Source organism: Mesorhizobium sp. WSM4904 (assembly GCF_029674545.1).
Lineage (GTDB): Bacteria > Pseudomonadota > Alphaproteobacteria > Rhizobiales > Rhizobiaceae > Mesorhizobium.
The window spans coordinates 1,229,429-1,240,864 of sequence record NZ_CP121354.1 but is presented as its reverse complement, the minus strand read 5'-3'; the positions used below and the strand labels follow the sequence as shown (position 1 = coordinate 1,240,864).

Sequence of the window (11,436 nt, the reverse complement as noted above, 5' to 3'; positions counted from 1 at the left end):
GGCTCGGAAGAAGTCGGACAGTTTGACATGGCCGGTCAGTTGCAACTCCCTTTCCCAGCACTCCACTGCCCGGTAGAGCGCATGAAAAATCTCCTTTCGGGCGGTTTCTTAAGACGCTCGCCACGCCATGAGGCAGTGGGGGCATCGGTGTCCATCAGGTGCTTCTGCCCATGCAGGATTCCAGAACATTGATGAAATCGTTTGTTTCGATGAAAGGCATCCACACTTTGGATGGTTGACCACGCTTTTCAAAGATCGTGAACTACATCTCCTCGTTGTGCTCGACGCACTCCGGACAAGTAACCTCATGGGCGCGGCATGCAGGATTAACCGAGCCCAGCCGGTCATGAGTGCGGCCTTGCCGGGTCGGGCGATAGGCAGTCATGCCCTGCCCTTCCTGCGGGTCAAGCACTCCGAAAAAACATTTCCCCCATAAATGCTAGATCTTCCGTTGCCTTTTCGCGTCACAGGCCGTCAAACGCCCGGCCGTTCACAACAGTGATCCGGCAAGTGTTTGGCTGCGCGAGACGATGCTGCAGGGAGTCGTCCTGCATGGCACTTCGCTATGATGCTGCGGTGCCGTCTAACGGCGCCTCGTGCTTGAACGCACTGAACGGCCACCGCGATCAAAATCGATGGTTCGAGGACCGTTGATCATCACCCCGCCAGCCTCGATCTTGTTTGCCGCCACGAGAGCGACACAGAGACTGCTGGTGAAGATGCCCGCCTGCCCGCTATGTTCCGGATGGTTGACCATCCCGGATGGACCCATCGAGGGTGTCAAGGCGAGCATGAGCACAGGCGCGAACAGTTCACGGGCAGGCGCGACGGTGGCCGCAAAGCAACGTCGCGCCAGCATGCGATCTCAGCAGGATCGGCACCATCCTGTCAGGGAGCAATGCGAGTGGCTGGCTTAGCCGCTGCGACGCTGCCCGGCATCGCGTTCAATTGATCTGGCGCCTTAAATGCAGGAAGGCTTCGCGGCCGGTACGAGGCGCATCCCTCCTCCGAAGCAGCACGCCCAAGTATCATCACAAGCCCCGAGCGCCCGCGTTCGGCGATGTCCAATTTCCGACAATGTCGGAATACAGTCAGATCTGCTGGATTGACTTTAAATGGTTTTCTCATTTGGCACAGCGCATGCTGGTTATCCGGAAACACGTGACCGACCAACAAGAAGTCGCATGACACAACCGAAGCCATCCATGTCTGACGGGCTGCCCAGGATACCTACTGCGACCGCGCTTGCCCGGTGACGACCGCTCCGGCTCCGCCCGTTACCGACGAGGCAAAGTGACGGATTTCCTGCGTTTCAACGACATGGAGGTGGTTGTCATTCCCGCTGGGGGACAGACTCGGCCTGTTCAAGGCATTGCGCGAAGGCGGCAAGATGACGGCCACCCGTGCGCGAACTCAAGGAGCGCAGCCTGTATCGTGTATCAGGCAAATAGGCCGTCGGTCAGTGACCTTGACACAGGGGACATGCGCAAGGTCCTGAAGTTTGATGCAGCGATAGAAGGGTGCCAATGACAACAATAGCTTACAGGAACGGAACCATGGCTGGCGACGGCCGAGCCTTGGGTTTTGACTCAGTATCCGTCGGTGAGAAAACGAAGGTGTTTCGCTTATGCGACGGCACACTCATCGGCGTTTCCTCTTCGTCCTTGGGTATTCCAAAGGCCGTTCGAGACTGGGTTGAGAAGGGCATGGATGTTTCTGATATTCCTGTGCCGCGCAACGACGACAATTTTGAATTTGAGGCGCTGATAGTGCGCAAAAATGGGGAAGCCGTATTGTTGGACGGCAATTGGCTGCCAAGTGATCCCGTGAAAGGTGAATATTATGCCATCGGGAGCGGCAAGCAGTATGCTTTGGCCGCGCTGGTTTTGGGCAAGTCAGCTAAGGAAAGCGTCGAAGTTGCCGCGAAACTCGACGTTTGGACTGGTGGCACAGTCACTGCCATAACTCACTAAACCCGCCTTTCGGCGGGAGTGTGACAGTGCGAGCGTGGAAGTAGGGCGCCACCCCGGGGCACGTCGAGCCCTGTCATGTGAGCTGGTCCATAAGCGCGCGAAAGCGTCCAGTTGTGGCCAAAAGCACGATTTGCGACAGAACCGGCCCGCTTCTATGAGTATGGGCCGCTTTTTGCGGCCAGCGTGCTTGCCATCCTGCCGCCAGTGGCCGTCGCCTTCTTCTTCCAAGGTTACCTCGTCATGAAGTAGAGCACCACGATCTTGTCGGAGAGATCGGAAGGCGGACGGCCCTTCCGTCCGCGTCGGCCAGTTCGAAAGGCGGCGCGGCCTGCTCGTCGATCGCCTGGAAGAACCTCTCCGCGCTGTCCCTCATCTTGTCGAGATCGGCGCCCGGATGGTGGGCCAGCGCGGAGGTCCCGAGGATCAGCGCCAGAAATTGAATCGCAAGCGACGGTTTCGCTTTCATGGACAATGCATTCCGGTTGGGGGCGTTCGAGGGCTCCGCGGCTAGGATTGGTCTCACTGTGTCTGCTCCCGCTCCCGGCGGCTCATCTGCCTGATAGGCGCGTTCCCGCTCGGGCCATGTGCTTTTGATGAAGGCCAGAACGGCCCGGATCTCCTCGTCGGTGAGGACATTCCCGAAGCCCGGCATGTCGCTCTGGTAGCCGCCGCCGACGACCGCGGCCGGTCCCGGCGCCGGCATGCGTCCCGAAGGCAGCGGGCTTTCCAATCGCGCTGACCTTCGCCTGGCTAAAACCGTCTTGCCTAGCGCTATCGCCGCGGCCGGGGCGCGGCCATCCGGTTGGCGAGCCAAGGCAATGTCCAGACCAATCCGAGGCCTGCCGCGGCCACGCATCGATAAGAGGACCGACGCCCTTCTCCTTTGCCGCCGCTGGAGAACAGGTATTTGATCAGCGCGGCCGTCCCGAGGACGAGCACGACGACGACAAGCAGCCACACCAGGCCCGTGCCGAACATCATCATGCCGCTCATGCATTCCATCATCGAAGCCTCCTATTCCGTGGCGTAGATGCCGCCGGTCGCGTCAGACTTTCGGATTTCGAGAATCTCGAAGGGCGCTTCCTTCGTGCCACTCATGCCGGGGGAGCCCATCGGCATGCCGGGCAGCGTCATGCCCTTTGATGTCGGGCCGCTCGGTCAAGAGCTTGTTGACCGTGCCGACCGGCACATGGCCGCTCACCACATAGCCGTCGATGAACGAGAGAAGGCAGCCATCGGCTTCCGGCGGAATGCCCTCTTCGCGGCTCATGGCGAAAAGGTCGTGAGTCGGCCTTGACGGTGATTCCTGGAAGGCCGATTCCAAGGCGAGCTGGCTTGAAGGCCGCGGTCCGGATGGTCGACTAGGCAGCTTGGTTCCACGATCGCAATGCTTGATCGCTTCATTGCAGGCCATGGGCTCTCGCCCCCTCCTTTTGCCACACGAGGCGCCAGCTCACGTGTTGTTGTTGGCGTGCGCCCCGGCAACCGCTTTCACCAGCCGCTCCAGCGATCCCGCGCGCTCCAGCTCCGCAAAGAATGATGCGGCGTGACGCTACCCAGCCGGTGCTTCTCGGCCTTCCAATTAAACTGTCTCGACGAAAGAGCCGTCTCCGTTGCTCCGGTCTCGGTGTTGAGTTCTCTAAGGCTGCGCCACACCTTGGTCCCCACGCCGGCAAATGATCTCACTATGCAGCCCGTGCTCGCACGCTCTCAAACTAATTACCGCTGCTGCAACACGCCGCCTGGCGGCCTGCACCGAAAAGCCGACAGGGGTGCATCTGAATAGCCGTGAACCCAGGTCTCAAAGACCATCCGGCGCGACGAGCGGACGCACCGCACGTGTGACACCCGCCTTGTGGGGCAGGGTTGCCTTTCTCAATCCCGGCGTTGGTCGGCGTCCCAATGAGCAGCAAGCTATTATCGGCCGCCGAATCTTAGTGGCTTCGTCGAGAGCCTCAATCAACCAAGCGGCGAAAGCCCCGCTAGAGTCTCCGCCCGCCTGTCGCTATGAAGCAGTTGCAGCCAGCGCTGCTTCAGGCGCATGAACTCGCCCGATGCAATGATTTCCGTCGCCCTGGGTCTTTCGAAGGGCACTGTTTCTATTCCCTTCTTCTTCGGCGCGCGGCTTGATGCCGACATACGGTTTCTTGACCTGCCGCCTGAACTGGCTGCCGAAGCGGGTGCCCCGCCAGCGACCCCGACAATCCCCTGTTCCGCAACTGCTGAAGAGCCGACTGCGCTCGCATCCCGATATTGCGCAACGGCACTATGCCGACATTCTGGAGACCGCAGCCGCATGAGCCTCGAGATGTTCCGCCGACCGTCGACAAAGGCGTCCTCTCGCCTGCGTCCGCCATTTGTCAGTGCTCGATCTGATTGGGGAGACGCCGGTCGTCGAACTGAAGAGATTCGATACCGGCAGGTGTCGTCGCTTCGTCAAGATCGAAAGCCAGAATCCCGGCGGATCGATCAAGGATCGCATTGCGTTGTCGATGATCGTTAATGCCGAACAGCGTGGCACGCGCGGGGCGGTACAATCATCGAAGCGACCGCTGGCAACACAGGGCTCGGCCTGGCCATCTGGCGGCACGAAGCGCGTGATCGCGTGTCCAAAAGCTGACAGCGTCAGACAAATGTCAGGTTCATTACAACCAACATCTGGGCACTGACGAGGTTTTTCGAAGCAATGGGCGCTAACTGCGCGCTGAGCGCGTTGGCATGGCTTTTGAGACTGAGTGACTGTGACTGCACTCAATGGGGCAAGACGAGCGATGCGCTCCTCCCTGAACCCGTGTGCCGTCTCTGAGAGGAAACCAGCTCGTGCAGAAACCTTTGGAAATAGCTTTGGACCGCAACGTGGTATTGCAGATGGAGTCCCCGGCTCCTTCGATTAGAGTCGAGAACTGGCTGCATGGCGAGCCCCTCACGAGCTTTGAGCCCGGCAAGTGTACATAGTCGAATTTTGGGCAACTTGGTGCGGCCCATGTGTGGACGGGATGCCCCATCTGATCCAGCTGCAGGGCGTCGCCAGGCGCACCATCTGGACAGCAGGAACTGGACTATGGGCAAGGTAACAGGCTTTCTCGAAATCGACCGGCAGGTGCACAAGTACCAGCCGGCCTCCGACCGCATCCGGCATTTCCGCGAATTCACGCTGCCGATGTCCGACAAAGAGGTCGAGAAACAGGCCGCGCGCTGCATGGATTGCGGCATTCCGTTCTGCCATGGGCCGACGGGCTGCCCGATCCACAACCAGATCCCGGACTGGAACGACCTCGTCTACAATGGCGACTGGGACAATGCGATCCGCAACCTGCATTCGACCAACAATTTCCCGGAGTTCACCGGCCGCATCTGCCCCGCACCTTGCGAGGAAGCCTGCACGCTGAACCTCGAGGACATCCCCGTCGCCATCAAGACGGTCGAGCAGGCGATCGCCGACAAGGCTTACGAGACCGGCCATATCAGGCCCTATCCGCCGGAGAAGAAGACCGGCAAGCGCGTCGCCGTCATCGGCTCCGGCCCGGCCGGCATGTCGGCTGCCCAGCAGCTCGGCCGCGCCGGCCACGACGTCCATGTCTATGAGCGCGAGAGCCGGCCCGGCGGGTTGATGCGTTACGGCATTCCCGACTTCAAGATCGAGAAGCACTATATCGACCGGCGCATCGAGCAGATGCAGGGCGAGGGCGTCACCTTCCATTGCGGCGTCAATGTCGGCGTCGACAAGCCGGTTGCCGAGCTGCTCGCCGAACATGACGCCGTGCTTTATTGCGGCGGTTCCGAAACGCCGCGCGCGGCCGGCATTCCCGGCGACGATCTCGGCGGCGTGCATGACGCGATGCCCTATCTGGTGCAGCAGAACAGGCGTGTCGGCGGCGAACCGATCCAGTCGGTGGCGTGGCCGTCGCATCCGATCCTCGCCGGCGGCCAGCATGTCGTCGTCGTCGGCGGCGGCGACACTGCCTCCGACTGCGTCGGCACCGCCTTCCGCCAGGGCGCGGTGCGCGTCACCCAGCTCGACATCCGGCCGCAGCCGCCGGAAAAGGAAGACAAGCTGTCGGTCTGGCCATACTGGGCGACCAAGATGCGCACGTCATCCTCGCAGGCCGAAGGCGCCGAGCGCGAATTCCAGGTGGCGACGCTTGAATTCATCGGCGAAAACGGCCAGCTGACCGGGGTCAAATGCTGCGAAGTCGACGAAAAGCGCAAGCCGATCGCCGGCACCGAATTCGTCATCCGCGCCGATCTCGCGTTCATCGCCATCGGCTTTGCCGGGCCAGCCGCTCGCGGGCCGGTGTCGGAACTGGCCGGCCAGATGAAGATCGCCATTGACAGCCGCCGCTCGAAGAATGTCGAGGCCAATGACCGGGACTACAGGACCAGCGTCGAAAAGCTCTATGCGGCGGGCGACGTGCGGCGCGGCCAGTCGCTGGTCGTCTGGGCGATCCGCGAGGGCCGCCAGGCGGCGCGCGCCATCGATGAGGCGCTGATGGGATCGAGCGTGCTGCCGCGCTGAGTCCGTCTCGAGACCCTACTTGTGCGGCCACCTGAAGGCGCTTTCCGCCCTTCCGCTGCCCCGGGCAGCTTACGGACTGATCGCCGTGGTCGTTTCGGTTGTGGCCCCGGCCGCAGGCTGCCGCCTTGGCGGCCAAGAAAAATCGTCGGCGCGGCCGGGCGCAGCAGCGGGCGCCTTGCCCTCGACGACGAATTTTTCACCGGGCCCGTCCGGCTTGGCCGGCGCTGCGGCACCGAGAAGTTCCGAACCGCCGTCGAGTGCCGGTGATTGCGAGTCGGCGTCGGTAGCCGGGTCGGCGGCCTCAGTCTTTTCCTTCGAGGGTGGACTACGTTACTGGCCAGTACCGGCAACGCATCGAAGGAACTTTACAATCATAAAGGTACGTCACTGGTCTCGCGGCTCACCTATGACGATCTAGACGCGCATTCGAGTCCACAATCCGACTGGCATTTTCGTAAAGGCCTCCTCGGTGCGGGCGGCATCAGGGAGGATTTTCTCATGACGAGGACTTCTTACGGAAATGGGGGGCTACTCAAACACATTCAGTGATCAGCGCGGGGGCGGCGTCAGCTATTTCACCGCCGATCTTGGATATAATTTCTTGAACTCACCGCGCTACCGCATCGGTGCTTTTGTTGGCAACAATTTCTGGCACGAGAGCTACGATGCTTTCGGTTGCACGCAGCAGGCGACCAACTGGGGAACCTGTGTGCCAACCGTCCCACCTACGTCAACCTCTCAGCCAGGACAACGATTGGCATTCGCTGCGACTCGGCTTGGCCGGGCAGACGCAACTCACCGAGCGACTCAGCCTTTCTGGTGACGTGGCGTTCCTCTTCACGCGGCTCGACGGCAAAGAGCAGCACCACATGCGCCCAAGATCAAGCTAATTCCCGAAGACGGCGATGGGCATGGCGTCCAGCTCGAGGCGGTGTTGCGGCCGTGGCGAATAACGGCACCGCTCATTTCGAAGAGGCAATGGGCGGTCGTGGTTCCCCGCAGGCCGACGATTGGAAGGCAAAGCGCTACGGCGTTTTCGTGCAGGCTAGCATCAAGTTCAACTGAGAGAGCAAGAACCGAGGAGAGCGGCGATGCCACTCCAGCTCATTACGATCATTGGATCAACAGAAGGAAGTTTTCCGAAGAGTTTTGCAAGCGTGCGCAAAGTCGCCAGACAAAGTTCTCTCGGTCCATAGTGTACGTGCCGTCACGCCCGTTCTCGACATGGTTGAATGATACGTCCCGCGCGATCGATCAAAGTCGTTTTTCATTGGTTTTCCGGAAATCGCGGGGAGCACAGCGTGCTGTGACCCTCGCCTGCTGGTTTTCTGTCAACGCGCAGATGAGGGAGAATGAGCGTACAGCAAAAATCATCAGTGCTGTCGCTTTCGCCAAAGCCCGCCGCAGCTAAACGGGGTCCCACGCCCGGTAGCGCCCCCTGCCGGTCACCTCACGGATGCCGAGTTCGGCACCAGCCCGAGCGCAGCGCGCTGGCTAATTTTCAGCTCGGCCGCGACCAGACCTGCCGACACCAGCGGCCGCGCCAGCACCAGCTCGATCAGCGCCGGCAGGCTCGAGTTTTTGCGCCGGTTCCTGAGCCGGCGCTCCATCTGGCTTTTGGCCAGCGCCTGGATGATTGCAAGGCTGAAACAGTCGATGGAACGCCCCTCCAGCGAAGCCGAACCGGACGAGGCGCGCGCGCCAGGTCCTTCGGCTGCCATCGGCACGCTGGGTTTAAGTGCTTGGGGTGACACGGCGTGATCTCCGCCGTTGGCGGGAACAGGGCAGTGCAATAGTACTGCCCTGTTCCTTTTGATCAGAGGCCAGTGCGGATTTCTTCGGCAAGCGCCCTCAACGTCGTCTCGACGTCATCGCCGTTTACCATCTTCTGCATCGCCACGGCCCATGCGTTCATGGCTTCGCCGAAGCCGACACGCGGTGTGAAAGCCAGCGCGGCTTGGTCCTGTATCTTTTTGAAGCTGTCAACGAAGTTGTTGAACTCGGGCTGCGAAGCGTACTTAGTCCAGGTGTCGTCTGCCAGGTCGACGTGCGCGGCGGATTGACGAGCTGGCCAGCAAGGGCACCCTTGAGCGCCACCTGCTTGGAGGTGGCCCACGGGATGAACAGCCAGGCCGTGCCCTTCTTTTCGGAAGCCGCGTTCATGGCGAGAGCCCAGATCCAGATGTCAGACTCCAAGCTCGTGGCGCTCGGTGCGTGCAGCGGCGGAGCGAAGGCGATCTTGCCGGATGCCGGCTTCCCCGCAACATCGTTCCAGAAGCCGAACATATTTGAGTCGATCGTCATCGCGCTGCGGCCGGACGCGAAGGAAGGAGCCGCGCACTTCTTGATCATGTCCACGTAATGTAGTCGTATCCAGCATCGGTAAGCTTCCAATCGCTCAGGTATTTGTCCAGCGGCTCCAGGGCGCCACTCGGAGCGAGGTCCTACGCGGGCTGAATGCCAGTGCCGAACACATCCCATGCTGGCGACTTCGTCGTCAGTTGGATCGTCATCTTGTTCCAGTAAGAATCGTCTGGGTAGAGTTCCGGCGTGACCTTGATGCCGGGTCAGCTTCTCGAACTCCGGAAATTGCGCAGCGAGAGCATCCGCATAGGGGTGGATGTCGTAGGCCCAAGTTATGCTGGTCCCTTCGAATTGACGCCAGTTCACGGTGTCGGCAGCGGCCGAATTAGTGAGCGATGCCGAGACGGCAAAAAACGCCAAGTCAAAAGCAAGCTGTTTGCGAAGCGACGCGCACCTGTAACGAGTACGGGGAATGAGCGACCCATGTAATCCTCCCTGGGGCATTTTGCCAATTTTTGGGTCCACTCCTCCATCCCGAGTTCGCTCATAGCCACAATAAGCGGTTTCCAACGAGCTCGCTCTGAATGCACCAGGCCAACTGGGTAAAAACGGGTAACCGGCACTAAAAGGCGTTGTAGTATCGCCACCAGAAATACTGCTCCGTGGTGCTGGCCTTTGCCTGGGGGCGCAACACGGCAACTACCCGCTCAAAACGGTTGGTCCTCTACCTCTTATTCACCGTCGCTTTCCTCGCGGCCTAACCCGGCCGGAATATCCGTTGCCAGAAAAAGGCCTCGCGGCCGGTTCGAGGCTCATCCCTCCTCCGAAGCAGCACGCTCAAGTATCGTCACAAGCCCCGAGCGCTTCGCGTTCGGCGATGTCCAAATTCCGACAATGTCGGATACAGTCAGATCTACTGGATTGCGTTTGAATGGTTTTCTCATTTGGCACAGTACATGCGGGTCATCCGCAAAACACGTGACCGACCAACAAGAGTTCGCATGATCACCTTACCACAACATACAGCCGCCGCGGAACAATCACTTGGCCCCTGATCGCCCACCCCGGCACCACAACCGGAGTCATCGATGTTCTGACAGGCTGCCCAAGGATACCTGCTGCAACAGGGCTTGCCCTGGTGACGACCACTCCGGCTCCGCCGGTTACCGACGAGGGCAAAGTGACGGATTTCCTGCTTTTCAACGGCATGGAGGTGGCTGTCATTCCCGACCACCGCGCCGGTCGTCACCCATATGGTCTGGTGCAGGATCGGCAGCGCGGAATGAGCCGCCGGGGATATCTGCATGTCTTCGAGCATCTGATGCTCAAGGCGCCTCATGACGAGCACGGCTCCGTCGCCTGGAGAGATTGAACCCAAAGGGAGATTCAGATGTCTGAAGCGAATCAGGAAAAGTTGGACGCATTCTTGGGGAAAATGGTCGGCGATCTCGGTGCGATCGCAACGGGCGCGGGAGTCCTGCTGGGGGACAGACTCGGCCTGTTCAAGGCATTGCGCGAAGGCGGCAAGATGACGGCCGCCGAACTTTCGACACGCACCGGCACCCAGGAACGCCTCGTAAGGGAATGGCTTTCCGGGCAGGCGGCGGCGGGTTACGTCGACTACGATGAAGCGAGCGACAAATTCTATCTCAACGCCGAGCAAGAGCTGGTGTTCGCTGATGAAGACAGCCCGGCCTTCATGGCAGGCGCATTCGAGTTCCTGTCCGCGCTGTGGCTCGATGAAGAAAAGGTGAGGCAGGCATTCCAGTCCGGCAAGGGCGTCGGGTGGCACGATCATAGCGCGTGTCTGTTTCGCGGTACGGAACGGTTCTTCCGTCCAGGCTACAATGCCAATCTGATCGACTCCTGGCTGCCGGCCTTGGAGGGCGTCGTCGAGAAGCTCGAACGCGGCGTGGACGTCGCGGATGTTGGATGCGGTCATGGTGCATCGACCGTGCTCATGGCACAGGCCTTCCCCAATTCGCGCTTCGTCGGCTTCGACTATCATGCCCCTTCGATTGAGCGCGCCCGCAAGGCGGCCGAGGTAGCCGGCGTCGGCGTTAACACGCGGTTCGACGTGGCGGCCGCCAAGAGCTATCCCGGAACCTATGACCTCGTCACATTCTTCGATTGCCTTCACGACATGGGCGACCCGACGGGCGCCGCCACCCATGTCCACGGATCGCTCAAGCCGGACGGCACGTGGATGATCGTCGAGCCGTTCGCGCATGATCATCTGGCGGCGAACCTCAATCCCGTCGGCCGCGTTTACTATGCCGCTTCCACTTTCGTGTGCACGCCCGCATCCGTGTCGCAGGAAGTCGGGCTCGCGCTTGGAGCCCAGGCCGGTGAGGCGAGGCTGCGCAAGGTTGTGACCGGCGGCGGCTTCAAGCGATTGCGTCGCGCCGCGGAGACACCGTTCAACATGGTGCTGGAGGCCCGCCCTTAGCGTGGCCGTCGCCAGAAATTGCAGCTCATCGCATTTGATGAAGATCACCGCCAAAAATCCGGACGCATCGGGCACATTTTCAAGGCGTCTGGGTTCACGCAGAGGTCGCTGCCGAGTTGTGTGCCAAGAGTCCCATACGTTGCGGCTCAGAAAGGACCCCACGCACGGCGACGAACATGCCCATAGCGATGGCC

At 60.7% G+C, this 11,436-nt stretch carries 8 protein-coding genes and 6 pseudogenes; 8 read left to right on the top strand and 6 right to left on the bottom strand.

What is annotated here, in order from left to right:
* Nucleotides 1-583: 583 nt before the first annotated feature.
* On the bottom strand, nt 584-859 hold the full coding sequence (locus tag QAZ47_RS05865; RefSeq protein WP_063169403.1) for a hypothetical protein: 276 nt from the start codon (nt 857-859) through the stop codon (nt 584-586).
* 697 nt (nt 860-1,556) lie between these two features.
* Here QAZ47_RS05865 and QAZ47_RS05860 point away from each other — a divergent pair.
* Complete coding sequence (locus tag QAZ47_RS05860) at nt 1,557-1,973, top strand: hypothetical protein (RefSeq protein ID WP_063169404.1); 417 nt, start codon at nt 1,557-1,559, stop codon at nt 1,971-1,973.
* Between the two features lie 238 nt (nt 1,974-2,211).
* Here the strand turns inward: QAZ47_RS05860 and QAZ47_RS32075 are convergent, their stop codons facing one another.
* From QAZ47_RS32075 to QAZ47_RS05840, 3 genes and pseudogenes are all read right to left on the bottom strand, one after another.
* Nucleotides 2,212-2,703 carry a cytochrome c gene (locus QAZ47_RS32075; RefSeq protein ID WP_244514239.1) on the bottom strand — a complete coding sequence of 164 codons (492 nt, stop codon included), beginning with the start codon at nt 2,701-2,703 and terminating at the stop codon, nt 2,212-2,214.
* 41 nt (nt 2,704-2,744) lie between these two features.
* On the bottom strand, nt 2,745-2,978 hold the full coding sequence (locus QAZ47_RS05845; protein ID WP_127312611.1) for a hypothetical protein: 234 nt from the start codon (nt 2,976-2,978) through the stop codon (nt 2,745-2,747).
* A gap of 9 nt (nt 2,979-2,987) precedes the next feature.
* Nucleotides 2,988-3,267: pseudogene (locus tag QAZ47_RS05840) on the bottom strand (DUF411 domain-containing protein); the annotation flags it as partial.
* An 801-nt stretch (nt 3,268-4,068) separates the two neighbouring features.
* Between QAZ47_RS05840 and QAZ47_RS05835 the strand changes: the two are divergent.
* The 4 genes and pseudogenes from QAZ47_RS05835 to QAZ47_RS05820 form a co-directional block, all read left to right on the top strand.
* Nucleotides 4,069-4,273: pseudogene (locus tag QAZ47_RS05835) on the top strand (isopenicillin N synthase family oxygenase); the annotation flags it as partial.
* 8 nt (nt 4,274-4,281) lie between these two features.
* Nucleotides 4,282-4,551, top strand: a pseudogene (locus QAZ47_RS05830) (pyridoxal-phosphate dependent enzyme); the annotation flags it as partial.
* Nucleotides 4,552-4,829: 278 nt separating this feature from the next.
* A pseudogene (locus QAZ47_RS05825) lies at nt 4,830-4,993 on the top strand (thioredoxin domain-containing protein); the annotation flags it as partial.
* Between the two features lie 41 nt (nt 4,994-5,034).
* Nucleotides 5,035-6,489, top strand: coding sequence for a glutamate synthase subunit beta (locus QAZ47_RS05820; RefSeq protein WP_063169408.1), 1,455 nt, complete (start codon nt 5,035-5,037; stop codon nt 6,487-6,489).
* A gap of 69 nt (nt 6,490-6,558) precedes the next feature.
* On the opposite strand, the pseudogene QAZ47_RS05815 reads toward QAZ47_RS05820, so the two are convergent.
* Together QAZ47_RS05815 and QAZ47_RS32070 are read right to left on the bottom strand one after the other, a co-directional pair.
* Nucleotides 6,559-6,753: pseudogene (locus QAZ47_RS05815) on the bottom strand (DUF459 domain-containing protein); the annotation flags it as partial.
* 1,181 nt (nt 6,754-7,934) lie between these two features.
* Nucleotides 7,935-8,243: a helix-turn-helix domain-containing protein gene (locus QAZ47_RS32070; protein ID WP_236473435.1), complete on the bottom strand. Its 309-nt coding sequence runs from the start codon at nt 8,241-8,243 to the stop codon at nt 7,935-7,937.
* 365 nt (nt 8,244-8,608) lie between these two features.
* Between QAZ47_RS32070 and QAZ47_RS05805 the strand changes: the two genes are divergently transcribed.
* From QAZ47_RS05805 to QAZ47_RS05795, 3 genes and pseudogenes are all read left to right on the top strand, one after another.
* Nucleotides 8,609-8,851 (top strand): hypothetical protein, encoded by a 243-nt coding sequence (locus QAZ47_RS05805; protein WP_224571023.1) that lies wholly within the window; start codon nt 8,609-8,611, stop codon nt 8,849-8,851.
* A 1,053-nt stretch (nt 8,852-9,904) separates the two neighbouring features.
* Nucleotides 9,905-10,126: pseudogene (locus QAZ47_RS05800) on the top strand (insulinase family protein); the annotation flags it as partial.
* A gap of 57 nt (nt 10,127-10,183) precedes the next feature.
* Entirely contained in the window at nt 10,184-11,242 is a 1,059-nt protein-coding gene (locus tag QAZ47_RS05795) for a class I SAM-dependent methyltransferase (RefSeq protein ID WP_024504268.1), read from the top strand.
* The last annotated feature ends 194 nt before the right edge of the window (nt 11,243-11,436 follow it).